This is a genomic window from Trichloromonas sp. (assembly GCF_034006665.1).
Lineage (GTDB): Bacteria > Desulfobacterota > Desulfuromonadia > Desulfuromonadales > Trichloromonadaceae > Trichloromonas.
This window is the reverse complement of sequence record NZ_JAVESI010000006.1, coordinates 1-25,168: the sequence shown is the minus strand read 5'-3', so window position 1 is coordinate 25,168 and position 25,168 is coordinate 1. Positions and strand designations below refer to the sequence as shown.

Below are 25,168 nucleotides of genomic sequence, written 5' to 3'. Positions count from 1 at the left end.
CATGCTGTATCATCTGCTCTATCCGCTGCATACGGAATTTTCGGTCCTGTATATCTTTCGTTACATTACCTTCCGGACCATTTACGCCACGATTACCGCCCTGGTCATCGCCTTCATCCTCGGCCCTTGGCTGATTGACAAGCTGCAGCGGATGCAGATCGGCCAGAGCATCCGCAAGGTCGGACCCGAGTCCCACTTCAAGAAAGAGGGCACGCCGACCATGGGCGGCACCCTGATTCTTTTGGCGATCGTTCTGCCCACCCTGCTCTGGGCTGATCTGACCAATATCTATGTCTGGGTGACGCTGCTGGTTACGGTCGGCTTCGGCGTGGTCGGTTTTATCGACGATTACCGCAAGGTCAAGTACAAGAACAGCGACGGGCTTTCGGCTCGCAAGAAAATGTTCTGGCTGATGTTTATTTCGTTGCTGGCGGCCCTAGCCCTCTATTATTATCCCCCCTTCCAAACGACCCTGGCCTTCCCCTTCTTCAAGGGAGTTCGTCCCGAACTCGGCTTTTTCTACATCCCCTTCGCCCTGCTTGTGGTGGTCGGTTCGGGGAACGCCGTCAACCTGACGGACGGTCTCGACGGTCTCGCCATCGGCCCGATGATCATCGCCTCGGGCACCTATCTGCTCTTCGCCTACCTGGCCGGCAACGCCCGGCTTGCGGACTATCTGCAGATCAGCAGCGTGCAGGGGGCTGGCGAGCTTGCTGTCCTCTGCGGGGCGATGGTCGGCGCCGGTCTCGGTTTCCTCTGGTTCAACACCTACCCGGCCCAGGTCTTCATGGGGGACGTGGGCAGTCTCTCCCTCGGCGGGGCCTTGGGGATCATCGCGGTCATCACTAAGCAGGAGATCGTGCTGGTGATCGTCGGCGGCATCTTCGTGGTCGAGGCTTTGTCGGTCATATTCCAGGTGACCTCCTTCAAACTGTATGGCAAACGGATTTTCAAAATGGCGCCGATCCACCACCATTTCGAGCTCAAGGGCTGGCCGGAGCCGAAGATCATTGTGCGCTTCTGGATTATCAGCATCATTCTCGCCCTGGTCGCTCTGTCGACCCTGAAGCTGAGGTAGCATGCGCCGCGATTATCAGGAAAAAAAGGTGATTGTCGTCGGTGCCGGGCGCACCGGGTTGGCCCTGTGTGCCTATTTCGCCCGGCGGGGAGCACGGACGACCCTCTCTGATCGGCGACAGGCAAATGAGATCGACGGGCTCGACGCCCTGGTCGGGCTACCGGTCGCGTATGATCTGGGCGGACATAGCGAAGAGCTCTTCCTGGCTGCCGATCTGGTGGTGGTCAGCCCCGGCGTTCCCCTGACCGTGTCGGCGGTGACCGCGGCGCAACGTGCCGGGGTGCCGGTGCTGGGGGAGATTGAGATCGCTTTTGACGAATTTGCCGCGCCCCTGGCGGCGATCACCGGCACCAACGGCAAGTCGACCACTACCACGGTCATGGGCGAAATCTTCAAGGCTTGGGGCAAACGCACCTTCGTTGGTGGCAATCTCGGCACCCCTTTGATCGAGGCGCTGGAGGAAGGGAACTGGGACTGGGGGGTGGTGGAACTTTCCTCCTTCCAGTTGGAGGCGATTGTCGACTTTTGTCCCCGTTACGCCCTGCTCCTCAATCTGACCGAAGATCATCTCGACCGCTATCCCGACATGGCGAGCTACGTGGCGGCCAAGATGCGGATTTTCGAGAACATGGGCGGTGACGATCTGGCGATTCTCAACGCCGAGGATCCTCTGGTGGTGGAAGCTGCTCGTGCCATCCCGCCACGGAAGCTGTGGTTTTCCTCGGCACGGGTGCTCGACGAGGGGATGGGATTCGACGGCACTCACATCGTCTGGCGGCGCGCCGGAGTGGAGACCCGCTTCCCTGTTTCCGAACTGCGGCTAAAGGGGCTGCACAATGTCGAGAACGTCATGGCCGCGCTCCTGCCGCCGCTTCTTGAAGGCTGTTCCGCTGCCGTCGCCTGGGAGGCCGCTCGGGCCTTTGCCGGTTTGCCCCATCGCATGGTGGAGGTGCGGGTGCTCAACGGAGTTCCCTGGTATAACGATTCCAAGGGAACCAACGTCGGCAGTGTGCTGAAAAGCCTCGCCGGGCTCTCTGCGCCAGTGACCCTGATCGCCGGAGGCAAGGACAAGGGGGGGGATTACGGGGTGTTGGCGGATCCGGTGCGGGAGAAGGTTGCCCATCTGATTCTCATTGGCCAGGCGAGTGACCGTATCGATCGGGAACTCGGCGCGCTCACCCATACCCTGCGGGCCGCTTCCCTCGAAGAGGCGGTGGGCCGCGCGCGGGAACTGACGCCGGCAGGGGGTGCGGTACTCTTTTCGCCCGGCTGCTCCAGCTTTGACATGTTCAAAAACTATGAAGAGCGCGGCGAGCGGTTCGCCCGCGCCGTTCTCGACCTGGCGGACTAGGAAACGCGCATGGAGATCCGGAAGGGCTTCGATACGACGCTGTTGCTGCTGGCGGTGGTTCTCACCTGCTTCGGGGTGGTCATGGTCTATTCGGCTTCCTCGATCATGGCGGAAAAGCGCTATGCCGACGGTTTCTTTTTCCTCAAACGCCAGGGAATCTATGCCGCCGGCGGTTTTCTGATCATGGCGGGGGCGATGCATTTCGATTACCGGAAATGGCGGCGTCTGGCGGTCCCCTTCCTTTTCTTTTGTCTCTTTCTTCTGATTCTGGTGCTGATTCCCGGAATCGGCAACCAGGCCGGTGGGGCCTCGCGCTGGATCCGCCTCGGGCCGATCTCCATTCAGCCCGCTGAGTTTGCCAAGCTCGGGCTGGTCATCTACATGGCCTATTCCCTGTCGAAGAAGAAGGACAAGGTCAAGAGCCTGACCAAGGGGTTCATCCCCTACATGATCGTCTTGGCCCTGCTGCTGGCGTTGCTGCTGCTGCAGCCGGACCTGGGCAGCGCCCTGGCCATGGGAGTGGTGGCGATGGTCATGTTGCTGGTCGCCGGCACCCGGCTGACCTATCTGGTCTCCATCGCCATTATCGCCGCGCCCCTGCTCTACTACGCGGTGATGAACGTCGATTACCGGCGGCGGCGTATTCTGGCTTTTCTCAATCCCTGGGAAGATCCCTCCGATACCGGCTTCCAGATCATTCAGAGCTGGATCGCCTTCGGTTCCGGCGGACTCGGGGGGAACGGTCTGGGACAGAGTCACCAGAAGCTCTTCTTCCTCCCCGAGGCCCACACCGATTTCATCTTTGCGGTGATCGGCGAGGAACTCGGCTATGCCGGGGTCATTGTGGTGGCCGCCATGTTTCTGGTGCTGATCCTGCGGGGAATGCGCGCTTCCTTGCTCGCGCCCGACGACTTCGGTCGCTTTCTCGCTTTTGGTATGACCCTGCTGCTCGGCCTTGAGGCCTTTGTCAATATCGCCGTGGTCATGGGCATGCTGCCCACCAAAGGGATGGCGCTTCCTTTTCTTTCCTACGGCGGTACCAGTCTGCTGACGACGCTTTTGGCGGTGGGTATTCTCCTGAACATTTCCAGTCAGGCTCCCGGGGAGGTTCGATGAAGCTGCTCTTGGCCGGTGGCGGCACCGGCGGTCATCTCTTTCCCGCCGTGGCGCTGGCTCAGCGCCTGCTGGCGAGTGATGCGGAAGGCGAGGTGCTCTTTGTCGGTACCGCCCAGGGGATCGAGGCGCGGATTTTGCCGGAGTTGGGGCTGCCGTTGGCGACGGTCAACATTGGCGGCCTGGTCGGCAAGGGACTGTTGCGGCAACTGGCCATGGGGCCGAAACTGCTGGCGAGTATCTGGCAATCCCTGCGGATTCTGAAAAAATTCCGTCCGGATGTCGTCGTCGGGGTCGGCGGTTATGCCTCGGGACCGGCGCTCGTCGCTGCCAAACTCCTGGGCCTGTCGACCCTGATCCACGAGCAGAATGCCGCTCTTGGTCTGACCAATCGGCTTCTCGGCCGCTGGGTCGACCGGGTCTGCCTCTCTTTCGACGAGACTCCCTGCGCCCTTTCCGCCGGACGCACGGTGGTCACGGGCAACCCCTTACGTCTCGGCATGGATGACTGCCCGCCGCTCGCCAACGGCGAACCCCGTCTGCTGGTCTTCGGCGGAAGTCGCGGGGCGCGGGCGATCAACCAGGCGGTGACGACCATGCTTCCCCACTTGGAGCGCTTCCAGGGACGGCTGAAGATCCGCCATCAGACCGGCGCCGAGGATCTGGACGAGGTCCGCGCGGGTTATCTGGCGGCGGGGTGGGATGCGGCCGGCGTCGTGCCTTTCATTGACGACATGTCCGCGGCTTACGCCGAAAGCCATCTGATTCTTTGCCGGGCCGGAGCGACGACTCTGGCGGAGTTGACTGCCTGCGGCCGCCCGGCGATCCTGATCCCCTATCCCCATGCCGCCGCCGATCATCAGACCACCAACGCTCAGGCTCTGGCGGCGCGGGGCGCGGCGCTGATGCTGCCGCAACAGGAAATGACTCCGGAAGTGCTGGCGCAACTGGTAGGGGATCTGCTGGAAAACCGCGAGCGCCTGCTCGATATGGCCGGCGCCGCCTGGGCCTTGGGCAAAAAGGGCGCCGCCGAGCGGATTCTGGACGAATGCCGGGCGATCGTGCGCTGAGGTGCCTTGTCAGCCAACGGCAAAAAAATTTTAATCGTCACCCGTCACTTCACACAGGTTTTTGATATGTACGGAAAGATACGCACCATTCACTTCGTCGGCATCGGCGGCATCGGCATGAGCGGTATCGCCGAGGTGCTGCTCAATCTCGGTTACCAGGTTTCCGGCTCGGACTTGCGCGAGTCGGAGATCACGCGCCGGCTCACCTCCCTGGGGGGGCGCATCGCCTATGGCCATCTGCCGGAAAATCTCGGTGACGCTGATGTGGTCGTGACCTCGACGGCGGTCAAGGCCAACAACCCCGAGGTGCTCGAAGCCCAGCGGCGCCTGATCCCGGTCATTCCCCGGGCGGAGATGCTCGCCGAGCTGATGCGTATGAAGTACGGCATCGCCGTGGCCGGAACCCACGGCAAGACCACCACCACCAGCATGGTGGCAACGGTCCTCTCCCACGGCGGTATCGATCCGACCGCGGTCATCGGCGGCAAGTTGGACTCCCTCGGCTCCAACGCCAAGCTGGGCCAGGGCAAATTCCTGGTCGCCGAAGCGGACGAGTCGGACGGTTCCTTCCTGCATCTGTCGCCGACCATTGCCGTGGTGACCAACATCGACGCCGATCATCTCGATTACTACCGGGATATTGAGCAGATCAAGGATATCTTCGTCGATTTCATCAACAAGGTGCCCTTTTACGGGCTGGCGGTCCTCTGCCTCGATGATCCCAACATTCAGGAGATCATCCCCCGGGTGAAGAAGCGCTTCGCCACCTACGGATTGCAGAACCAGGCCGATTACCAGGCCATTAACATCGTCCATGAGGCCGGCGGCACCGCCTTCGAGGTCGTCAGGCGCGGCGAAGTGCTGGGCCGGCTCTCCTTCCGGATGCCGGGACGACACAACGTCCTCAACGCCCTCTCGGTGGTGGCCGTGGCTATGGAACTGGGGCTGGAGTTTCCGGTCATCGCCGAAGGCTTCAAAGATTTCGGCGGCGTGCAACGGCGCTTCCAGATTAAGTATGATCGGGACATCATGGTGGTCGACGACTACGGCCACCACCCGGCGGAGATCAAGGCGACCCTGGCGGCGGCCCGTGCCGGTTGGCAGCGGCGGGTGGTGGCGGTTTTCCAGCCGCACCGCTACACCCGGACCAAATTCCTGCTTGAGGAATTCGCCACCGCCTTTTACCAGTGCGACTACCTGCTGGTGACCGACATCTATCCCGCTGGCGAGGAACCGATCGAAGGAGTGAATGCCGAACTCCTGCTTCAAAAAGTCACCGGTCACGGCCATAAGAACGCCCACTATGTCGGCGACCGGGATCTGATCACGGCCCATCTGATGGCGGCGATCAAGCCCGGGGATATCGTGATCACCCTCGGCGCCGGCGATGTCTGGAAGGTTGGTGAGAGTCTGATCCGTCTGCTCAAGGACCGGGAGTAAGGCCATCAACGGGCTGTACGAACAACTGTGCCGGGAGTTGCGGGGCCGGGTTCTGCGGGACGAGCCGATGAGTCGGCATACCACTTGGCGAGTGGGCGGGCCGACCGATCTCTTCATCGAACCGGCCGATGGCGAGGATCTTGCGGTTGCGCTGCGCCTTCTGACCACCGCCCGCTGCCCTTGGCTGACGATCGGTGCGGGGAGCAACCTGCTGGTGAGGGATGGCGGCATCCGCGGCGCGGTCCTCCATCCGACCCGGCTACGGCGGCTGGAGATTGGCAATGGCGGGGGCGTGAGAGTGGGCGCGGGCTTGCCGCTGATGACCCTGATCCGGGCGACCGTCGCGCGGGGACTGGCCGGCCTGGAAGGTTTGGCGGGCATTCCCGGAACGGTCGGCGGTGGGGTGGTGATGAATGCCGGCGCCGGCGGGCAGCAACTGGCCGATGTGGTTGAATCGGCGATTCTGCTTGGGCCGCAAGGGCCGGAAGTCTGGAGTCGGGAACGGCTCGACTTTGCCTACCGCGCCTCGGCAGTGAGTGCGGGGCAGGTGGTCGGCGAAGCGACGTTGCGCCTACGCCCGGAAGATCCCCGGCGGTTGGCCGAAGCCTTTTCCGGAAGAATGGCTGCGCGGGCGGCGGCGCAGCGGGTCGGCGGTCCCAATGCCGGCTCGGTCTTCAAGAATCCTCCCGGCGTCTCGGCTTGGCGCCTGATCGATGAAGCCGGTCTGCGCGGTGCCGTCGAGGGAGGGGCGCAGGTTGCCGAACGGCACAGCAACTTCATCGTCAACCGGCATGGCGCCTGCGCCGGAGATATCCTCCGGCTGATCGACCGCATCCGTGAGGAGGTTCGCAGGCAGAGCGGCGTTGCTTTGGAAACGGAAATCAGGATTGTCGGCGAGGATCGCTGACCGAAGGCAGACCCCCGACATGGAGAAGGAAACGATATGACCCGCGAAGAACTTCGGGAAAAGACCATCGGTGTGCTCATGGGCGGCCTCTCCGCCGAGCGCGAGGTTTCGCTGCGTACGGGACGGGCCGTGTTGAACGCGCTTCTGGAGGCCGGTTACCTGGCGGTGGCCATCGATGCCGGTCGTGATCTGCCCGCGCGCCTGACGGAAGAGCGGATTGAGGTTGCTTTCATCGCCCTGCACGGGCGTTTCGGCGAAGACGGCACGGTTCAGGGCCTGCTGGAGATGCTCGGTATTCCCTACACCGGCAGCGGCGTGCTGGCGTCGAGTGTCGCCATGAACAAGGTGACGACCAAGAAGCTGCTGCGCTATCATCAGCTGTCGACCCCCGACTTTCGCATCTACCGGCGGGGCGAGGATCTGGAACTGCTTCTTAACGGCTGCCACAATTTCCCGCTGGTGGTGAAGCCTGCTCACGAAGGTTCGACCATCGGCATCAGTATCGTTCGCGACCGAAATGAACTGGCCGCTGGTATCGCCGCCGCTCTTCGCCATGATGAATTGCTTCTGATCGAGGACTTCATCGCCGGGGCCGAAGTGACCGTCGGGGTGCTGGCCGGAGAGCCCCTGCCGATCATCCAAGTGGTGCCCAAAGGCGGGTTTTACGATTACCACGCCAAATACACCGTGGGCCAGACCGAATATCTGCTCCCCGCGCCCATCGACGGCGCTCTGCAAACCCGGTTGCAGGAAGCGGCGGTGGAAACCTACCGGGCGCTCGGCTGTGACGGCGCGGCACGGATCGACTTCATGGTTCGCGAGCAGGAGAAGGAAATCTTCTGTCTCGAAGTCAACACCATTCCCGGCATGACCGAAACCAGCCTCTTGCCGAAAGCGGCACGGCACGCCGGCATCTCTTTTGGTGAACTGGTCCAGCGCATCCTCGACGGAGCGCGGGTCGGGAAGTCCTGACGGTCAGTGGGAAGCTATGCGCGATTTCAAGCCAGCGAAGAATGCCAAGGTCAAGAGTAACCGACGGCTCAAGCCGAAGCGGCCGCCCCGACCTCCCCGCGACTGGTCGGGGTTTTTCCGCCGGTTGCTGTATGTTACGGCGGTCGCGGTCAGCTTGGTGTTGATCGTCGCCGGTGGCGGGCTGATGGCCAAACTGCTCTTCGATTCCAAGTATTTCAAGGTGAACGAGGTGCGCGTCGAGAACGCCTCCCGGGTCGCTGAAGAAGAGATCGCCGCCCTTTCCGACGTGCGCCTTGGGCACAACATCTTCGAGCTCGACCTGACCCGCATTGGCCGCAAAATCGAAGAAAATCCCTGGGTCAGGCGCGCCGAGGTCCGGCGGCTTTTCCCGCGGACGGTGGTCATCAAGGTCGAGGAACGCCACCCGAAGGCGGTCATCAATCTCGACTATCTTTATTACGTCGACGGCGACGGCGAAATCTTCAAGGTTCTCGAAGTCAACGACAGCCTCGATTTCCCCGTCATTACCGGTCTTGAACGCAAGGATCTGCTGGAGCGGCCGGATGAGGCGCAAGCCCGGTTGCGGGAGATGGTGGAACTGGTCGGGGAGTTGGCCGGGCGGCGGATTTTCGGGCTGGAGGATGTGTCGGAAATTCACCTTGACCAAACGGGGGAAATCGTTTTGTATGCCTGTGCTGGTGGGGTGCCGGTGCGCATGGGCGACGGGAGCTACGGTGCCAAGCTGGATCGCCTGGAGCGGATTTACAAAGAACTCGAGCCGCGTCTGCGGGCTCTCAAATATATCGATCTGAACGTCATGGACCGGATTGTCGTCAAAGTGGAAACCGGGCTCACCCGCAAGGGCTAGCATCCGGGGGGAAGGGAGCGCTATGAGCAACAGAAGAGGAGACAACCTGATCGTCGGTCTCGACATCGGCACCACCAAGATCTGCGCGATCATCGGCAATCTGACCGAGGACGGTCTGGATATCGTCGGTATCGGCACCAGCCCGTCGAAGGGTCTGCGCAAGGGGATGGTGATCAACATCGACGGCACCGTCGAGGCGATCCAGAAGTCGATTCGTGAGGCCGAACTGATGGCTGGCTGCGAGATCAAGTCGGTCTTCGCCGGCATCGCCGGAGGGCACATCAAGGGTTTCAACTCCCAGGGGGTGATCGCCATCAAGAACCGCGAGGTGACCAGCGACGACGTGCGCCGGGTCATTGATGCGGCCAAGGCCATCGCCATTCCCATGGACCGCGAGGTGATCCACATCCTCCCCCAGGAATTCATCATCGACGATCAGGACGGCATCAAGGAGCCCCTGGGCATGAGCGGGGTGCGGCTGGAAGCCAAGGTGCACATCGTCACCGGCGCTATCGCCAGCGCCCAGAACATCGTCAAAAGCTGCCAGCGCGCCGGCTGCGACGTGGCCGACATCGTTCTGGAACAGCTCGCTTCGGCCGAGGCGGTGCTGTCGCCGGACGAAAAGGAGCTGGGCGTAGCGATGATCGATATCGGCGGCGGTACCACCGACATCGCCATCTTCGTCGACGGCGCCATCAAGCACACCGCCGTCCTTTCCCTGGGCGGCAACCACCTGACCAACGATATCGCCGTCGGCCTGCGGACCCCGGTGGGTGAGGCCGAAAAGATCAAGCAGCAGTACGGCTGCTGCCTGACCTCCATGGTCGGCAAGGACGAGACCATCGAGGTGCCTTCCGTCGGCGGACGCGAGCCGCGTATCCTTTCCCGGCAGCTCTTGGCGGAGATTCTTGAACCCCGGGTGGAGGAGATCTTCACTCTGGTCAATCGCGAGATCGTGCGCAGTGGCTTCGCTGATCTCATCGCTTCGGGGGTGGTCATTACTGGCGGCACCTGCATCCTTCCGGGGATGCCGGAATTGGCCGAACAGGTTTTCAACCTGCCGGTGCGGCGCGGCCTGCCCCGGGACATCGGTGGTCTTTCCGATGTGGTCAATTCCCCGATTTACGCCACCGGCGTGGGCCTGGTGAAATACGGCAGCAAGAACCTGCAGACCAGGAACTTCAGCATCGGCCAGGAGAATGTTTTCGACAAGATCATCCGGCGGATGAAAGAGTGGTTCGGCGAGTTTTTTTAAGGCAATTGATATCCGGAATATGCTAGGATACCAACCGATTGGACGCCCCTGCGGAGAGGGGCGCCCGAGCATAGCGAACGGAGGAGTCATGTTCGAATTCGACGAAAAAATAGATCAGGCCGCGCGGATTAAAGTCATTGGCGTCGGCGGCGGCGGCGGTAACGCCGTCAATACCATGATCGCCTCGAAGATTGATGGGGTCGAATTTTACAGCGCCAATACCGATGCCCAGGCCTTACGCGTCAGCCGCGCGCCGATGAAGATCCAGCTCGGCGGCAAATTGACCAAGGGTCTCGGCGCCGGCGCCAACCCCGAGATGGGCCGGGAAGCCGCTCTGGAAGATCGTGCCCGTCTGGCCGAGGTGCTGGAAGGGGCCGATATGGTCTTTATCGCCGCCGGTCTCGGCGGCGGTACCGGCACCGGCGCCGCACCGGTGATTGCCGAGGTGGCCAAAGAACTCGGAGCGCTCACCGTCGGCGTGGTCACCAAGCCCTTCAGCCGGGAAGGACGCCAGCGCCTGAAAAAGGCCGAAGACGGTGTCGAAGCGCTGAAGAAGGTGGTCGACTCGCTGATCGTCATCCCTAACGATCGGTTGCTCGGCCTGGCCGGCAAGAACATGAGTATTCTCGATGCTTTCAAGCCTTCCGATGACGTCCTGCGCCAAGCGGTGCAGGGGATTTCCGACCTGATCACCACCAGCGGTCTGATCAACGTCGACTTTGCCGACGTCAAGGCGATCATGAGCGAGCGCGGCATGGCGATGATGGGTATCGGCATGGCCGAAGGGGAGAAGCGCGCCTCCGAGGCGGCTCACCAGGCGATCAGCAGCCCGCTTCTGGAAGATATCGACATTTCCGGGGCCAAGGGGGTGCTGGTGAACATCTCCGGATCTTCCAACATGACCATGGAAGAGTTCGAGGAAGCTTCCCGCATCATCCATGAGAAGGTCCATGAAGATGCCAACATCATTGTCGGTTTGGTGATCGACGAGGATCTCGGCGACCGTCTGAAGATCACCGCCATCGCCACCGGGTTCGGCGCCTCCTTCGACAAGGTACGCAAGCCGGGCGATTTCATCGGGCGGCCGCTGGTTCCGCCGGGTAAGAACGAGCACGACGTGCCGACCTTCCTGCGCGATCGCGCTCCCCGGGAACCGGCCCGGGCGGCCATGCGTGCTCCGTTGAGCGAGGATCAGGAATACGATATTCCGACTTTCCTGCGCCGCCGGGTTGACTGATCGGCGCACCCGCGCGTCCAGTCACGAGACCGTCGACTGATCGGTACGGTACTCCGCCCGATTGAAAGCCGGATTTTCGGCGGAATGGACACCCATAAATGACTCTCTCGACACGGGGACCGCGAGGCGCGGTTCCCGTGTTTTTTTCCGCCGGCCTGGTGCCGGCGATCGGAGCCCATGTCCCGTAAACTGATTGAAGAGGCCCGGAAACTTCTGGCCGGGGAGTCGGGGAGCCAGTCCAAGCCCTGGGGCGGCCGGCTGAGTGTCGCCTTGGTCTATCCCAACACCTACCGTCAGGCGATGAGCAATCTCGGGTTCCTGACCCTCTACCATCTGCTCAACGCCCGGGAAGACACGCTCTGCGAACGTTTCTTCCTCCCCGATGGCGAATCCCTGGCGGAGCATCGTAAAACCGGCTATCCCCTTTTTTCCCTTGAAACGGGGCGCCTTCTCACCGATTTCGACCTTATCGCCTTTTCCATTTCCTTTGAAAACGATTACCTGCACCTGCCGGTACTTTTCGATCTGGCCCGCCTGCCCCTGTGGCGCGGGGAACGAGGGAGCAACTATCCCCTGCTCCTGGCCGGCGGGGTCTGCGCCTTTCTCAATCCCGAACCCCTGGCGGAGATCATGGATCTTTTCGCCGTCGGCGAGGGGGAGGTCATTGTGCCGGAGCTGATTGAAACGCTCAAGGGCGGGAGGGATCTGACGCGCCCTGAGCTTTTCGACCGCCTGGCAGTTGCTCCCGGCATCTATGTCCCTTCCTTGTACCAACCCGAGGTGGCCGCCGACGGCACCCTCAGCGGCTGGGTTCGCTCCCCGTCGGCACCGGCGCGGGTTGCGCGGCAATGGGTGCGGGATTTGGACCGGACCGCCAGCCGCTCCTTCGTCCTGACCGAGGCGACGGAGTTTTCCGACATGGCCCTCACCGAGATCTCCCGGGGCTGCGGCCGGGGCTGCCGCTTCTGTGCCGCCGGTTACATCTATCTTCCCCCCCGGGAGCGCTCTCTCGATGTGCTGCTGGAGCAGGTCGACCTCGGACTCTGTGAGCGGGAGAAGGTCGGGCTGGTCGGCGCGGCGGTCTCCGACTATTCACGGATCGCCGAGCTGGACCGGGCGATCCTCGACCGGGGCGGGAAGGTGTCGGTGGCGAGCCTGCGCATTGATTCCCTCACCGCCGAAGAGGTCGCGGCGCTCAAAACCTCCGGCCATCGCACCCTGGCTCTGGCGCCCGAGGCGGGGAGTCAGCGCATGCGCGATACGGTCAACAAGGGGCTCACCCGCGAGCAGATTCTGGATGCTGTCCACCTTCTCGGCGAGGGGGGCATCCTTAATCTGAAGCTCTATTTCCTGGTTGGTTTGCCCGGCGAGACGGATACGGATATTGCCGAAATGCTCGATCTGCTCGCAGAGATCCGCAGCATCTGGGTGGCGGAAGGGAAAAAACAGGGACGGCTCGGCACACTGACGATCTCCGTCAATCCTTTCATCCCCAAACCCTTTACCCCCTTCCAGTGGGCGGGAATGGCCGGCGAGAAGCGTCTCAAGGGGATCTTCCAGAAATTGCGTCCGGCGGTGGGGCGTATGGCCAACACTGAAATCATCTTCGAGTCCACCCGCAGCGCGGTGTTGCAGGCGCTCCTCGCGCGTGGCGACCGCCGGGTCGGGCGGCTGCTCCCCGACCTTGCGGCGGGAATGAATCTCAAGGCCGCCTGCCGAAAGGCGGAACTCGATCCCGATTTCTACGTCACCCGGGAGCGCGGGGCGGACGAGATCTTCCCCTGGGAGGTCATCGACAGTGGCGTGCGCCGGGAATTTCTGCGGGGGGAATATAACGAGGCTCTGGCCGGTCGCACCTCCCGGCGTTGCTTCGACGGTTGCGTGGACTGTGGCGTCTGCCGGGATGGGTGAATTTTTTGTGGGTTGGCGGTTGACAAAACGGACAAAGAAAGATAAAAGAAGACAAAAAAGATCATAATTATCCCAGGAGGATCTGACATGACCCAGAAAAAAACCGGCGTGATTACCTTCAAAGGCAACCCCGTGACCCTGCTCGGCCCCGAGCTCAAGATCGGCTCCGCCGCCCCTGACTTCAAGGTGGTCGACAACGGCTTGCAGCCGGTGACCCTGGCCGACAGCCAAGGGAAAGTGCGGGTGATTACCGTGGTTCCTTCCCTCGATACTCCGGTGTGCGATACCATGACCCGCAAGTTCAACGAGGAAGCGGCCAAGCTGCCCGAAAACGTTGTCGTTTACACCATCAGCCTCGATCTCCCTTTCGCCCAGAAGCGCTGGTGCGGTAATGCCGGCATCGAGAAGGTCAAGACCCTGTCCGACTACCAGGAGCGTTCCTTCGGCCTGAGTTACGGCCTGCTCATCGACGAACTCAAGCTTCTGGCCCGGGCGGTGCTGGTGATTGATCAACAGGGAACCATCGCCTATCAGGAGATCGTCAAGGAAGTGACCGCCGAGCCCGACTACAAGGCGGCTTTGGCGGCGGCCCGCGCCTTGCTCTAGGCTGAGCGTCCATCCTTCAGCACCAAAGGGGGAAGACTGCTGCAGTCTTCCCCCTTTGCGTCGTCCTTTCAAGGATGGACGTGTCCATATATTTTGCGTTATCCTCAAGGGTTGCTACCCCATGAATAAAGGTGAACCATGAATGTCGAACAGATGAAGGTCGTGCTTAGGGAAATCCTCGTCAAAACCAGCCTCACCCCCTGTGTGGTCGGCCACCGGGGGGTCGGGAAGACGGCGGGGATTATTCAGGTCTGCCGGGAAATCGGGCGGTGCTATACCTCACTGCGTCTTGGGCAGATGGAGGTCGGCGATCTCGTCGGTATCCCCTACCGGCAGGAGGAGGTAATGCATTGGTCGCGTCCCAGTTGGTGGCCGGGGGCCGATGAGCCCGAGACGATCATCCACTGCGATGAACTCAACCGCGCTCAGCAGGAGGATACCCTACAGGCGATTTTCCAGTTCGTCGAGCCTCCCGCCGAGGGGCAGTGTCGTGCTCTGCACACCCACCGTCTCGATTCCAAGCACAAGGTGGTGGTGTCGATCAACCCGCCCGACGGCACCTATCAAGTGGCGACCCTTGACCGCGCCCTGCTCGACCGCATGGTCATGATCTACGTGGAAACCGATTACGCCTGCTGGGCCCGCTACGCCAAGTCCCGGGATCTGGATCTCGGCGTGCAACAGTTTCTCGCCGGCCACCCCAATCTCCTGGCCAAACAGGGGAGTTCTCTCGATATGCAGATGGAGCCGACGGAGCGCGCTTGGGAGATGGTCAGCGTCTTGCGCAAGAGTTGCCGTTTTCCCGCCGAGTTGGAGATGGAAGTCTACGCCGGGATCGTCGGCAAAGAGGCGGCAATCATGTTCCTGCGCTGGTGCGCCGACCAGCAGGCGCGGCCGGTCTTGGCCCGGGAGGTGCTGGATCGCTGGGACGAGATCGCCGAACGGGCACGCGCCCAGCGGGACGACCTTCAGGCGGTGACTATGAACGATCTGGTCACCACTCTCGAAGTCGAGCCGGGGCTTTCAGCGCGGCAGGAAGAGAATCTGGTCGCCTATATCGCCGTGCTTCCCCGGGACATGCGTTTCGCCATGGTCAAGTCGCTGGTCAAAAATCCCCCGGTGGCCACCCTGCTGGTGCAGGACAAATACGATGCGGTCATTCTCGATGCCATCGGCGAGATCAGTCGGGAAGCATCCTGAGCACATAAGGAGTGAGACGTGAGGAGTGAGGGGCTGCGGGGGTTGGAAAATGCGGTGGTGCGGTTGCTCAAGAGCCATCCTTTTTACGGGCATTTTCTCATCGGTTTCCGCCGGCGGGAGACTGCCGAGGGGCCCGCGCTGGGGGTGACCATCGCCAACGGCACGCCGGTGCTCTGCGTCAATCCGGCGCGCCTGCCCGATTTTTCCCCCGAGGAACAGCGGGCGCTACTCGAACACCTGATCAAGCATGTGCTCCATCTGCACATGGCGCGGCGCAAGGGTCGCCAGCTTCACGTCTGGGACATCGCCTGCGATTTCGCCATCAACCCAACCATCGCGGATCTTCCCCCCCAGGCTGCCTTTCCCGGGAAGCTCAAACTCGACGAGGGTCTGGCGGCGGAGGAATACTACCGCCTGCTCCGTCAGAGCTTCGATACCGGTAATCTTGACGGGCAGGGGCTGGGGGATGCTACCGTCGACGCCGACCAGGGAAGCGGCGAGGGGCAGGACGCCCCTTTGCCCGAAGCGACGGCGGAGCTTGCCACCATCGACGATCACGAGATCTGGGCCGAGGCGGACAGCACCCCCGAGGCGCTGGCCGAGGAAATGGTGCGCAGCCTGACGCGGGACGCCTATCGCAAGAGCGGTGGTGAAGTTCCCGGGGATCTGCGGCTGCTGGTCGAGGGGCTGCTGGCGCCGTCACCGATCCCCTGGAAACAGGTGCTGCGTCAGTTCGTCGCCGCCGCCGGTCGGGTTGGCCGACGCTCCACCTGGAAGCGCGAGCACCGGCGTTTTGTTCATGAAACCCCGGGTGTCCGCAAACGGCAGCGGCTGAATCTGCTCATCGGGGTCGACGTCAGCGACTCGACCAACCAGAAGAATCTGCGCGAAACCTTTGCCCGCGAACTGGTGCAGATCGCCCGGGGCCGGGAAAGTCGTCTGACCGTCCTCTATGCCGGCAGCCGCATTCAGCGTATCGACCAGTTCCGCGGCGTGCCCGAAGTGGTGGAAATCTTTGAGGGGGGTGGTTTCACCGACTTGAGGCCGGTTTTCGACTATGCACGCACCATGCAGCCGCGCCCAGCCGCGGTCATTTATCTCACCGACGGCATCGGTCCGGCGCCGGAACAGATGGATTATCCCACCCTCTGGGTGCTGACCCGAGAGGGGGAGCGGCCGGTCCCCTGGGGAGTGGAACTGCGGCTTGATGTCTGAAAAAATGTCTCAAGGAGGTTTTGCCATGGAGCAAATTAAGCCGATGACCGAGGAGACGGTACGGCGGATGCTGGAAGAGGCGGGGGCGCGGGTTGTGTCCCGGGGGGGGCGTACGGAAAATTACGGCGCGCCTCGGGAGTTTACCTTCGAGGTCAAGGGGGCGTTCGCCAACGGCCTGATGTTGCATGTGGTCGCGCGCCAGTTCAATTACCGGGAAGCCTGGGAGGAACAGGGGCGCGTCAACGACCTGGTCGATGTCTCTTTGTTGCGGGATGGGCGTTTTTCGACCCTGCCCAAAGGGTACAATTATTTTCAAGGGCGGGACAGCGAGGAGGGGTTGGATGAGGCGGCCCTTTCCGCGCTCATCGCCTGCGTTCGCGACCTCAATCCGAAGATTTTCCTGCTGCAGAAACTGACGGGGGACCTGTAACGGTCCCCTTTGAGTGGTGGGCGCTTTGGGCATGGTTCGCCGCGGTCACTCGATGTGGTGCAACTCGTCATGGACTTTTTCGGCATCGCCGCTATTCAGCTCCATCAGGCGGATGAGATGGCCGAAGCTCTCCGGATCGCTTTCGGTGAAGCGCAGGCCGACAAGGCTCTCGTAGGCATGGACCACTTCCCCTTCGAATTCCAGGATGAGCTCCTTGGAGAGGGGGAGTTTGAGATGGCAATGGCTTTTCAGCCCGGGGGCCACCGGGGCGTCGAGGAGGATTTTGGCGCCGTTCAGGGAAATGTCGTGCAATGCCCCTTTACAGGTATGACCCTCAAAGCTGAGGCTGACGATAGAGCCAAAGGGAATGCGGCCGAACCTGCGCTTTTCCTGCATGAACATCTCCTTTCGGGTTCATCGGCTACGGGTTTATGCTGAAAATAGCGTATTCCCCCTCGGGGAATCCAGTTTTTATCCGCCATCGCAGCCGTTTCCGGTTGGGTTTATTGACCCTGGCGGAATGCCGGCGCAGAGGAACGGAAACCTTAACGCAAACCCACAGGAGGTGCCCCATGGGATCGTGGAAGAAACTGCTGCAACTGCTTGAAGATCCCGCTGTCGTGAGGGATCTGCCGGAGACTCTCATTCCCGTTTTGCACGCCGTCGCTGCGCAGCCGAAGAAATATTCGCAGCAAGAGGAACTGGTCGAGAAACTCGTCGGGCAGCTTGTCTCTTTCGACCTCTACGCTGGGGGCGGCTGCTTTTGTGACAGTGCGAGTGCCGCCGATATTCAAAAAACCCTGCAAGAACTGGACCCGTTTCTGTAATCCGCCTGCGCTATGGTTTGCTTGCTTTGACTGGATGATAGCCGCTTTCACTATTTCGCCGGGAGGCGGCAAAGGAAAAATTTCTGGCGATGGCGGCGGTACTGGAAAAGATCTGTCTGTTGACGGGGAACAGCTTGGCGACGCCCGAGCGGGCGCAAGAAGACCGGGAATGGTAAGCGTAAACCTCAATTAACCTAAAAACGGCGGTTAACCGTTGAAAAATGTTGTAACCTGCTGACCTTGATTCGAAATTTCCTATTGGAGGTTTCACCAAATGGGTGAACGCGATTTGCAGGTGATTCCCGAGCCGTCCCGGGTTGCCGTCGAGACTTTTGCCGGTCGCATTCATGTCGAATGGGATCCCGACGCGGCGGTCACTCCCATGGGGCAGCTCCCCTTTTTCATCGAGTTTCTGAAAGTCAGTGGCCTGTTCGAAGCGTTGCTCGCCGACTGTCCGCTTCGCTACGCCTCACCCAATGCTCCCAAGGTTCGCGATGTCCTCGGAACCCTGCTTCTGTCGAGTCTGGCCGGGCACAAACGCTATGCCCACATGACCAATATCCGCAGTGACGGCGTCAACCCGGAGCTACTCGGCATGACCGCCGTCGCCTCCGAGGATTCCGTGCGTCGTGGTCTTGCTGCGTTTGACGAAACCGAGGCGCTCGACTGGCTGGACCGGCACTTGGGACACATCACTCATCCCATCCTGGCGCTGGGCGCCTGGATTCTGGATACGGACAATACGGTCAAACCCCTTTACGGCAGGCAGGAAGGGGCCGTGAAGAGCTACAACCCCAAGAAGCCGGGGCGGCCATCCCACGCTTACCACAGCTACTTCATGGGCAACACCCGTCTAGCCTTCGGCGTCGACGTCGAGCCCGGCGACCGTCATACCGGCAAGCATGTGGCCGTCGGCCTGTGGAGGCGGCTCGACCGGCTTCCCCGCGAACTGTGGCCGCGCTTCATTCGTGGGGATGTCTCCTTCGGCAACGAAGCGGTTATGTTCGAAGCCGAGACGCGTCAGCTCGATTACCTGACCAAGCTGCGGCTAACCGCCAACGTCAAAAAACTCATCCATCGCCTGATCGCCAGAGGGGTCTGGGTGGACGCCGGCCAGGGGTTCAAGGGATGCGAGGGCACCCTTCAACTCACCGGCTGGAGCCGCTCTCGCCGGGTGATTGTGCTAAAACGCCCGATTCAAGGCGAACTTCTGCTCACGGACGGCCAGTTGAATCTGGCGTTTATCGACACCGAGGACGGGATTCGCAAGTACGAATACCAAGTCTTGGTGACCTCCTTGACCGACGAAATCCTGACCATCGCCCAGCTTTATCGGGATCGTGGCGATTGCGAGAACTGCTTCGATGAACTGAAAAATCATTGGGGGTGGGGCGGTTTCACCACCCAGGATATTAAGCGATGCCGCATCAGCAGCCGTTTTATCGCCCTGGTCTACAACTGGTGGTCGCTCTTCGCGCGCCTGGTTCATCCCGACAAACACCACGAAGCGATCACCAGCCGCCCACTAATGCTCCAAGCCGTCGCCAAGCAAACCAGCCATGCCGGTCAGAAGACCGTGACCATTACCAGTACCCATGCCAAAGCCTACCTCGTACAGGCCGCAATGCGAGAGCTGACGGCCTTTTTCAAGGACCTGGCCCGAACTGCGGAGCAGTTGGGTCTGAAGGAGCGGATCAAACTGATCGCGAAACACGCGTACCGAAAGCTACTCGCGTCCGCACCGATCTTACCGTCGCTAAAGTGCCTTCCAGCACCAGGATGAAATCAACCAACCGCCGTTTTTAGGATTAACCCTTTAAGTCATCAAAAAAGAAAGGCGCCCCGCTCTGGAGGCGCCTTTCTTTTTACTTAAGGGGGATTGGACTTCAGGCCTTGGGTACTTCGCTCAAGGATATGCCGAGCGCGTCGGCGACCCCCTGGCCGTAGGCCGGGTCGGCTTTGAGGCAGTTGCCGATATGGCGGATCTTGATCTCTTTCGGGGCGTCGCCCATGGCACGGGCGGTGTTGCCGAAGAGCGTCTCCTGCTGTGCCGGGCTCATCAGTCGGAAGAGATTTCCAGGCTGGCTGTAATAGTCGTCATTGTCCTCGCGATGATTCCAGTGCGCGGCGGCGCCGGAGAGTTCCAAGGGCGGCTCGGCGTATTCGGGCTGCTCCTGCCATTCGCCGTAGCCGTTCGGCTCGTAGCCGAGGGTGCTGCCGTGGTTGCCGTCAACACGCATGGCGCCGTCGCGGTGATAGCTATGGAAGGGGCAGCGCGGCATGTTCACCGGAATCAGGTGATGGTTGACACCGAGGCGGTAGCGCTGGGCATCGCCGTAAGAGAAGAGCCTGCCTTGCAGCATCTTGTCCGGCGAGAAGCCGATCCCCGGGACGATATTGGCGGGATTGAAGGCCGCCTGCTCCACTTCGGCGAAGTAGTTGTCGGGGTTGCGGTTGAGTTCGAGCACGCCGACGTCGATCATCGGATAGTCAGCGTGGGGCCAGACCTTGGAGAGGTCGAAGGGATTGAAGGGACAGTTCTTTGCCTGTTCGTCGGTCATCACCTGGATCTGCATTTTCCAGCGGGGGAAATTCCCTTTTTCGATACTTTCGTAAAGATCGCGCTGGTGGCTTTCCCGGCACTTGCCGATGATCGCCTCGGCCTCGGCGTCGGTCAGGTTCTCGATACCCTGCTGGGTTTTGAAGTGGAATTTGACCCAGATCCGCTCATTTTTGGCGTTGATCAGGCTGTAAGTGTGGCTGCCGTAGCCGTTCATGTGTCGGTAGGAACGGGGAATGCCGCGGTCGCTCATGGTGATGGTGACCTGATGCAGCGCTTCGGGGAGCAGGGTCCAGAAATCCCAGTTGTTCTTGGCGCTGCGCAGATTGGTGCGCGGGTCACGCTTGACGACGTGGTTGAGGTCGGGGAACTTCTTCGGATCCTTGAGGAAAAAAACCGGAGTGTTGTTGCCGACCAGATCCCAGTTTCCCTCCTCGGTATAGAACTTCATGGCGAAGCCGCGAATGTCCCGCTCGGCATCCGCCGCACCGCGCTCGCCGGCTACGGTGGAGAAGCGCATGAAGAGTTCGGTCTTCTTCCCGATCTCGGAAAAGATCCTGGCCCGGGTGTATGGGCTGATGTCGTGGGTAACGGTAAAGGTGCCGTAAGCGCCCGAGCCCTTGGCGTGCATGCGCCGCTCGGGAATCACCTCGCGGTCGAACTGGGCGAGCTTCTCCAGAAACCAGACATCCTGCAACAACGCCGGGCCGCGCGGGCCGGCGGTCATGATGTTCTGATTGTCGACGACGGGGGCTCCGGCATTGGTGGTGAGCTTTTTCTTGGCCATTGTTCCTCCTTGAAAGGGACTGTTGCGGCCTATGGGCCAGGGTTCACGGTGATGAGATCATCGAAGGGTTCGCGATGAGAACAGGCTTTTGCTGATACTTACAAGCTAGTAATCGTTCTTGATAAAGAGCAAAAAAATTACTTCTCGCGTCTCTCCAGGCAGGTGCGGCAGATGCCGTGAATCACCACATTTTTCAGATCGATCCGCCCCCACTCTGAAATCTCTTGCGGCAACGCCGCCGAGTCGATATCCGGCCACTGGAAATCCGCGATCTTCCCACATTTCCGACAGATCAGATGGTGATGGCGGCCGCTCGTTGCTTCGAAGCGCGCCTGGCTTTCCAGAGTCTCGACTCGATTGATCAACCCATGCGCGGCCAAGGTCGCCAGGGTACGATAGACCGTGTCCAACGAAAGGGTAGGAATGCGTCTGCGCAGGCGCTGATACAGGCATTCCGCCGACGGATGATCCGTCGCCGCCAGCAGTTCCCGGTAAATCTCCAGGCGCTGATGGGTGAGGCGCAGGCCGGCGGCTTTCAGGGCCTCTTCCAGAGCGGCAAGTTTTTCTCCGGGGATGTTCACTGTGTCGGGCATAAGTTGTTTTCCCGATTTGTCACGAGTTTTTACTTGATAAGAAAAATAACTAAAAAAGAAGATGTGTCAAGTGGGTGAGACACTTTTTGCACCTTCGGTGGGAGTTTTTCGAAAAAAACGCTCATGGTATCTCGACTTCTCCGTTGATCACCACTTGGTCGCGGCTGCTCCCCTTGGCTGCGGTAGAGGGCGTCATCGGCGCGGGCAATGAACTGGTCGATGCTTTCACCGTTTCGCAGCTGGGTTTCGATGAAGTGGCTGGATCTGTCGCTGAAGCCCCAGAAGATCAAGGCCGGAATCAGGTGGATGGCGAGAACGATCCTCCCGGATGCTTACGGACAAAGCCGCTGCGGGAGGAAAGATTGACGGGTTAGATCAAGCGCGGTTTGCTCATGGGGGGTGCCTCAGAGGGCATCTGCTTGGCGACGGGTTCGGAAGAAATCCTGTCATGATGTGTCGCCGTGAAGAGGGCGGCGAAAGCCTGGGAGAATTCATCCCCGATTTCTAAGCCGTTGCTTGTCGAGCGTTTGCGTATCCCCGAGGATGAAAAAACCGACGGACGCGTCAAGTTCCTGAGAATAGGCGTCAAGAATCTCCGCCGTCGAGGCGATGTCCTCGGCCGCATGGCTGTTTTTCTGGGTTAGTTGGGTGAGGCAGTCGATGGCGACGGTCATCTGCGCCAGACCGAGATCCTGCTCTTTGACGGCGCCGGAAATTTCCTGAACCAAGGTCGCGGTGTGCTCGATTTCAGGCACCATGTGCGTCAGCAATTCTCTTGCTTTACCGGCTACCTGGACGCTGCCGCCGGTCAGGTCGTTGATTTCCCTGGCGGCTTTTTGACACCGTTCCGCCAATTTTCGGACTTCCCCAGCAACGACCGTGAAGCCTTTGCCCTGTTGCCCGGCCCGGACCGCCTCAATGGCGGCATTTAGGGCGAGCAGATTGGTTTGTCGGGCGATTTCCTCAATGACGGTGATTTTGCGAGCCATCTCGTTCATGGCGTCGACGGTTTTGCCGACCGCGTTGCCGCCAAAGGCCGCATCCTTGGCGGCTTGATTGGCGATGGTCTCGGTTTGGGCGGCATTGTGGGCGTTTTGTCGCAGGTTCGAGGCCATTTCATGCATGGAGGTCGAGGTCTCTTCCACCGACGCCGCCTGGTCGGAAACCCCCTGGGACAATTCCCGGGAGGTCTCGTTCATCTGGGCGCTTTTTTCAGTCAGGCGCCTGGTCACATTGCGAATATCGGCGATGGTCCTCTGCAGACGGTCGATCATCTTTTGCAGGGAGGTCAGCAGTTGTCCGGTTTCATTGTTCGCCGTGGCGGTGATGCCTACTGTCAGATCCCCTTGGGCGACCTGATCGAGCAGAGCCAGAGCCTGTTGCAGGGGCCCGACGATGCTGCGCATGATGACGTAACCGAAGAAGAGGCCGAGCAGGATGACGACGGCGACGAAGGCCGCTAGCCAACGGGGGTTTTGCAGGAAGACACTGATTCCGCCGGTAGCGGCTAGACCGAGGGAGTAGCAGGCGACCATCAGAGCCAGTTTGGCCTTGATGCTCAGGTTCATGTAGATACGAACGAACGTCATCCGTGATTTATCCCTTTTTTCTCCGTGTAAACACCGAGGTGATGGTCGAAGGTGGCCCGGCTGTTACCGTGATACCCGTGGAGCGTCTTGGATTTTTCCCGGCCCGTGACCGTGGTTTTTCGGGAATGTTGCAATTCCCGGGCCTCTTTTCGTGGGGATTTTTCGCTTCCGGCCGGGAAGGTGAAAGACGGAGTCTTCTGTTGGTGCGATATTTGCTGGAAACTACCTGTGCTGGGATAAAACTGGTCGTTCACCTGGGGTTTAAGTCCGCTGCTTTCGGGCCGAATCCGTTTGGGCCAAAGCGTCTTTGTCGATAAGGTATCTTTCATGACCCGTCGTGAACTCCTTGCCGGATTGCTGCTGGGCATTGTCGGCTTTGCCGTCAACGGGTTCAAACTGCCCCTCTTCTTCGACGTCGATTTTCTCTTCGGCTCGGTCTTCAGCATGTACGCCCTGCTGCGCTTCGGTCCGCGAGCCGGCGTGCTCGCGGCGGTGATCGCCGCGAGTTGCACCTGGCTGCACTGGCGGCATCCCTGGGCGATTCTCATCTTCAGCGCCGAAGCGCTCTTTGTCGCCTGGCTGCTGGCCCGGCGCCGGCTGGAACTGATGGCCGGCGCTCTGCTCTTCTGGATCACGGTCGGTCCGCTTCTGGTCTGGCTCTGCTATCATCACCTCCTTGCCCTGACCCACGGCTCCGCCCTGCTCATCGCCCTCAAACAGGGGGCCAACGGTCTATTCAATATCCTTATCGCCGAAATCGCCTTTCTGTTGACCCGGCGGGGTCGGGAGCGGGGTCCTCTCTTCTCTCTCCACGAACGCTTGCGCATCATCCTGCAGGGCGTCGTTCTGATCCCGGCTTTTGCGGTGGTGTATCTGGACATCGCCGACTCTTTCCGTACCCAGATGGCTTTCATGGAACAAACGGCCTTGCGCGCCACGGATGTCGCCGGGCTGGCCGTTGCCGACTGGCTCAAGGAGGAGCGACAAAAGGCCCTTTTACTTGCCGACTTGGTCAACGATCCGGAGACCGTCCCTGCTGAAGAGCTGCAAAGGATTCTTGACGCTTTCCGGTCGGTGCATGGCGATTGCCTTCGGCTTGGGGTGCTGGACCGCCGCCATGTCACCCGCGCCTTTTCTCCGTCCCGGGACGATCATGGCCGGAGTATGGTGGGAATCGATCTCGGCGATCGCCCCTATATCGAGCGACTGCGCGAACGGGAGCGCCCCGTATTGCATGAGCCTTTTTTCGGGCGCATCAGCATGCCCGGTTCTCGTTTGCTGGTCTTGGTGCCGCTCTGGTCAGGGGATGAATACCGGGGAGCGATTATCCATGCCTTGTCCCTGAGTCATCCGCAAGAAATTCTGCGCGGATTGACGGTGCATCGGGAAGGGGTCATCGATATCACCCTGCTCGACGAGCACCGCCGGGTGATCCTGTCGACGCGGCCGGGACGGAACTTTTTCGACCCTTTTACCCTGCCCGCCGACGGCAGACTGGTCGCTTCCGGCGGTGTCATGCAGTGGCTTCCCGACGCCCAGCCGGGTGTCGGAGCCATGAAACGCTGGAGCCGCTCCTTTTTCCTGCGTGAGGTCGATCTCTCTCCGGACGATGATTTTCAGCTGGTGGTGGAGCACTCCGTCGCGCCGACCATCCAGCTTCTCACCCGCCAGACCTCGCTCAACCTGGGGGCGCTCGCCTTGGTCATGCTGCTGGTTTTCGCCTTTTCCCATTGGGCCAGTCGGCGGTTGATGCGGCCGATCGCCGCCCTCGGCCGGGCGACCCGGCAACTCCCCGACCGGATTCTGCGTGGCGAGCGTATCGCCTGGGCGCCGGCCATCGTTCGGGAGGAAGAGGAATTGCAGGAAAACTTCCGGCACCTAGAGGATGCCCTGCAAGAGAGTTTCGATGAGCTCAATGTCATGAAGGAAAGCCTGGAAGAACGAGTCGCCGAACGGACCGCCGAACTCGCGGAAAACCGCCGTTTCCTCGCTGATCTTATCGAACACAGCGGGACGCTCATCTTCGTCAAGGATGATGCAATCGCGAAAAAAGCTCACGCGGCTTGAGGCATGAGCCAACCAATTCGGTTGTTGCCGGGCCGAAAGGCCTCGGCAAAATGTCGTAGATATCCCCGCAGCGGTCTTAATGGCTCTTTGAA

General features: G+C 60.9%; 23 protein-coding genes. 18 read left to right on the top strand and 5 right to left on the bottom strand.

The window, feature by feature from the left end; genetic code table 11:
- Position 1: 1 nt before the first annotated feature.
- The 15 genes from mraY (at position 2) to RBR25_RS04025 (ending at position 16,653) form a co-directional block, all read left to right on the top strand.
- Entirely contained in the window at positions 2–1,078 is a 1,077-nt protein-coding gene (gene mraY, locus RBR25_RS04095; protein ID WP_432818260.1) for a phospho-N-acetylmuramoyl-pentapeptide-transferase, read from the top strand.
- Between the two features lies 1 nt (position 1,079).
- On the top strand, positions 1,080–2,429 hold the full coding sequence (gene murD, locus RBR25_RS04090) for a UDP-N-acetylmuramoyl-L-alanine--D-glutamate ligase (RefSeq protein WP_432818259.1): 1,350 nt from the start codon (positions 1,080–1,082) through the stop codon (positions 2,427–2,429).
- A gap of 9 nt (positions 2,430–2,438) precedes the next feature.
- The gene (ftsW, locus tag RBR25_RS04085; RefSeq protein WP_432818258.1) at positions 2,439–3,545 is read left to right on the top strand and encodes a putative lipid II flippase FtsW; all 1,107 of its coding nucleotides are present in this window, start codon (positions 2,439–2,441) and stop codon (positions 3,543–3,545) included.
- Positions 3,542–4,612, top strand: coding sequence for an undecaprenyldiphospho-muramoylpentapeptide beta-N-acetylglucosaminyltransferase (gene murG / locus RBR25_RS04080; protein WP_432818257.1), 1,071 nt, complete (start codon positions 3,542–3,544; stop codon positions 4,610–4,612). Before ftsW ends, murG begins: the two co-directional genes overlap by 4 nt.
- Before the next feature lie 66 nt (positions 4,613–4,678).
- Positions 4,679–6,052, top strand: a complete 1,374-nt coding sequence (gene murC / locus RBR25_RS04075) for a UDP-N-acetylmuramate--L-alanine ligase (protein WP_432818256.1) — start codon at positions 4,679–4,681, stop codon at positions 6,050–6,052.
- A gap of 4 nt (positions 6,053–6,056) precedes the next feature.
- A complete protein-coding gene (gene murB, locus RBR25_RS04070) occupies positions 6,057–6,959 on the top strand; it encodes a UDP-N-acetylmuramate dehydrogenase (RefSeq protein ID WP_432818328.1) in 903 nt (300 codons plus the stop codon).
- A gap of 36 nt (positions 6,960–6,995) precedes the next feature.
- On the top strand, positions 6,996–7,931 hold the full coding sequence (locus tag RBR25_RS04065) for a D-alanine--D-alanine ligase (RefSeq protein ID WP_432818255.1): 936 nt from the start codon (positions 6,996–6,998) through the stop codon (positions 7,929–7,931).
- Between the two features lie 16 nt (positions 7,932–7,947).
- The gene (locus tag RBR25_RS04060) at positions 7,948–8,799 is read left to right on the top strand and encodes a cell division protein FtsQ/DivIB (protein WP_432818254.1); all 852 of its coding nucleotides are present in this window, start codon (positions 7,948–7,950) and stop codon (positions 8,797–8,799) included.
- Between the two features lie 22 nt (positions 8,800–8,821).
- On the top strand, positions 8,822–10,054 hold the full coding sequence (gene ftsA / locus RBR25_RS04055) for a cell division protein FtsA (RefSeq protein ID WP_432818253.1): 1,233 nt from the start codon (positions 8,822–8,824) through the stop codon (positions 10,052–10,054).
- A gap of 88 nt (positions 10,055–10,142) precedes the next feature.
- Positions 10,143–11,291 (top strand): cell division protein FtsZ, encoded by a 1,149-nt coding sequence (gene ftsZ / locus RBR25_RS04050; RefSeq protein ID WP_432818252.1) that lies wholly within the window; start codon positions 10,143–10,145, stop codon positions 11,289–11,291.
- A gap of 177 nt (positions 11,292–11,468) precedes the next feature.
- Positions 11,469–13,202 carry a radical SAM protein gene (locus tag RBR25_RS04045; RefSeq protein ID WP_432818251.1) on the top strand — a complete coding sequence of 578 codons (1,734 nt, stop codon included), beginning with the start codon at positions 11,469–11,471 and terminating at the stop codon, positions 13,200–13,202.
- 87 nt (positions 13,203–13,289) lie between these two features.
- On the top strand, positions 13,290–13,808 hold the full coding sequence (gene tpx, locus RBR25_RS04040; protein ID WP_432818250.1) for a thiol peroxidase: 519 nt from the start codon (positions 13,290–13,292) through the stop codon (positions 13,806–13,808).
- A gap of 138 nt (positions 13,809–13,946) precedes the next feature.
- Positions 13,947–15,008 (top strand): hypothetical protein, encoded by a 1,062-nt coding sequence (locus tag RBR25_RS04035; protein WP_432818249.1) that lies wholly within the window; start codon positions 13,947–13,949, stop codon positions 15,006–15,008.
- Between the two features lie 18 nt (positions 15,009–15,026).
- Positions 15,027–16,223: a vWA domain-containing protein gene (locus tag RBR25_RS04030; protein WP_432818248.1), complete on the top strand. Its 1,197-nt coding sequence runs from the start codon at positions 15,027–15,029 to the stop codon at positions 16,221–16,223.
- 25 nt (positions 16,224–16,248) lie between these two features.
- On the top strand, positions 16,249–16,653 hold the full coding sequence (locus RBR25_RS04025; RefSeq protein ID WP_432818247.1) for a hypothetical protein: 405 nt from the start codon (positions 16,249–16,251) through the stop codon (positions 16,651–16,653).
- 45 nt (positions 16,654–16,698) lie between these two features.
- Here RBR25_RS04025 and RBR25_RS04020 read toward each other — a convergent pair whose 3' ends face one another.
- On the bottom strand, positions 16,699–17,049 hold the full coding sequence (locus RBR25_RS04020) for a PilZ domain-containing protein (protein ID WP_432818246.1): 351 nt from the start codon (positions 17,047–17,049) through the stop codon (positions 16,699–16,701).
- Positions 17,050–17,225: 176 nt separating this feature from the next.
- On the opposite strand from RBR25_RS04020, the gene RBR25_RS04015 reads away from it, so the two are divergent.
- A complete protein-coding gene (locus RBR25_RS04015; RefSeq protein WP_432818245.1) occupies positions 17,226–17,480 on the top strand; it encodes a GSU3529 family protein in 255 nt (84 codons plus the stop codon).
- 274 nt (positions 17,481–17,754) lie between these two features.
- Positions 17,755–19,263 (top strand): transposase, encoded by a 1,509-nt coding sequence (locus tag RBR25_RS04010; RefSeq protein ID WP_432818244.1) that lies wholly within the window; start codon positions 17,755–17,757, stop codon positions 19,261–19,263.
- Positions 19,264–19,366: 103 nt separating this feature from the next.
- Here the strand turns inward: RBR25_RS04010 and RBR25_RS04005 are convergent, their stop codons facing one another.
- From RBR25_RS04005 to RBR25_RS03990, 4 genes are all read right to left on the bottom strand, one after another.
- Positions 19,367–20,827 carry a catalase gene (locus tag RBR25_RS04005; protein ID WP_432818243.1) on the bottom strand — a complete coding sequence of 487 codons (1,461 nt, stop codon included), beginning with the start codon at positions 20,825–20,827 and terminating at the stop codon, positions 19,367–19,369.
- Positions 20,828–20,964: 137 nt separating this feature from the next.
- On the bottom strand, positions 20,965–21,420 hold the full coding sequence (locus RBR25_RS04000; RefSeq protein WP_432818242.1) for a Fur family transcriptional regulator: 456 nt from the start codon (positions 21,418–21,420) through the stop codon (positions 20,965–20,967).
- 491 nt (positions 21,421–21,911) lie between these two features.
- Positions 21,912–23,009, bottom strand: coding sequence for a methyl-accepting chemotaxis protein (locus RBR25_RS03995; RefSeq protein ID WP_432818241.1), 1,098 nt, complete (start codon positions 23,007–23,009; stop codon positions 21,912–21,914).
- Positions 23,006–23,338: a hypothetical protein gene (locus RBR25_RS03990; RefSeq protein WP_432818240.1), complete on the bottom strand. Its 333-nt coding sequence runs from the start codon at positions 23,336–23,338 to the stop codon at positions 23,006–23,008. Before RBR25_RS03990 ends, RBR25_RS03995 begins: the two co-directional genes overlap by 4 nt.
- Between RBR25_RS03990 and RBR25_RS03985 the strand changes: the two genes are divergently transcribed.
- The gene (locus RBR25_RS03985) at positions 23,337–25,076 is read left to right on the top strand and encodes a hypothetical protein (RefSeq protein WP_432818239.1); all 1,740 of its coding nucleotides are present in this window, start codon (positions 23,337–23,339) and stop codon (positions 25,074–25,076) included. The two genes, RBR25_RS03990 and RBR25_RS03985, sit on opposite strands and share 2 nt — an antisense overlap.
- The last annotated feature ends 92 nt before the right edge of the window (positions 25,077–25,168 follow it).

Excerpts from the sequence above, each read along its gene's own strand:
- mraY (WP_432818260.1), top strand. The coding sequence starts at position 2 with ATGCTGTATCATCTGCTCTATCCGCTGCATACGGAATTTTCGGTCCTG.
- murD (WP_432818259.1), top strand. The coding sequence starts at position 1,080 with ATGCGCCGCGATTATCAGGAAAAAAAGGTGATTGTCGTCGGTGCCGGG.
- ftsW (WP_432818258.1), top strand. The coding sequence starts at position 2,439 with ATGGAGATCCGGAAGGGCTTCGATACGACGCTGTTGCTGCTGGCGGTG.
- murG (WP_432818257.1), top strand. The coding sequence starts at position 3,542 with ATGAAGCTGCTCTTGGCCGGTGGCGGCACCGGCGGTCATCTCTTTCCC.
- murC (WP_432818256.1), top strand. The coding sequence starts at position 4,679 with ATGTACGGAAAGATACGCACCATTCACTTCGTCGGCATCGGCGGCATC.
- RBR25_RS04065 (WP_432818255.1), top strand. The coding sequence starts at position 6,996 with ATGACCCGCGAAGAACTTCGGGAAAAGACCATCGGTGTGCTCATGGGC.
- RBR25_RS04060 (WP_432818254.1), top strand. The coding sequence starts at position 7,948 with ATGCGCGATTTCAAGCCAGCGAAGAATGCCAAGGTCAAGAGTAACCGA.
- ftsA (WP_432818253.1), top strand. The coding sequence starts at position 8,822 with ATGAGCAACAGAAGAGGAGACAACCTGATCGTCGGTCTCGACATCGGC.
- ftsZ (WP_432818252.1), top strand. The coding sequence starts at position 10,143 with ATGTTCGAATTCGACGAAAAAATAGATCAGGCCGCGCGGATTAAAGTC.
- RBR25_RS04045 (WP_432818251.1), top strand. The coding sequence starts at position 11,469 with ATGTCCCGTAAACTGATTGAAGAGGCCCGGAAACTTCTGGCCGGGGAG.
- tpx (WP_432818250.1), top strand. The coding sequence starts at position 13,290 with ATGACCCAGAAAAAAACCGGCGTGATTACCTTCAAAGGCAACCCCGTG.
- RBR25_RS04035 (WP_432818249.1), top strand. The coding sequence starts at position 13,947 with ATGAATGTCGAACAGATGAAGGTCGTGCTTAGGGAAATCCTCGTCAAA.
- RBR25_RS04025 (WP_432818247.1), top strand. The coding sequence starts at position 16,249 with ATGGAGCAAATTAAGCCGATGACCGAGGAGACGGTACGGCGGATGCTG.
- RBR25_RS04020 (WP_432818246.1), bottom strand. The coding sequence starts at position 17,049 with ATGCAGGAAAAGCGCAGGTTCGGCCGCATTCCCTTTGGCTCTATCGTC.
- RBR25_RS04015 (WP_432818245.1), top strand. The coding sequence starts at position 17,226 with ATGGGATCGTGGAAGAAACTGCTGCAACTGCTTGAAGATCCCGCTGTC.
- RBR25_RS04010 (WP_432818244.1), top strand. The coding sequence starts at position 17,755 with ATGGGTGAACGCGATTTGCAGGTGATTCCCGAGCCGTCCCGGGTTGCC.
- RBR25_RS04005 (WP_432818243.1), bottom strand. The coding sequence starts at position 20,827 with ATGGCCAAGAAAAAGCTCACCACCAATGCCGGAGCCCCCGTCGTCGAC.
- RBR25_RS04000 (WP_432818242.1), bottom strand. The coding sequence starts at position 21,420 with ATGCCCGACACAGTGAACATCCCCGGAGAAAAACTTGCCGCTCTGGAA.
- RBR25_RS03995 (WP_432818241.1), bottom strand. The coding sequence starts at position 23,009 with ATGACGTTCGTTCGTATCTACATGAACCTGAGCATCAAGGCCAAACTG.
- RBR25_RS03985 (WP_432818239.1), top strand. The coding sequence starts at position 23,337 with ATGACCCGTCGTGAACTCCTTGCCGGATTGCTGCTGGGCATTGTCGGC.
- RBR25_RS03990 (WP_432818240.1), bottom strand. The coding sequence starts at position 23,338 with ATGAAAGATACCTTATCGACAAAGACGCTTTGGCCCAAACGGATTCGG.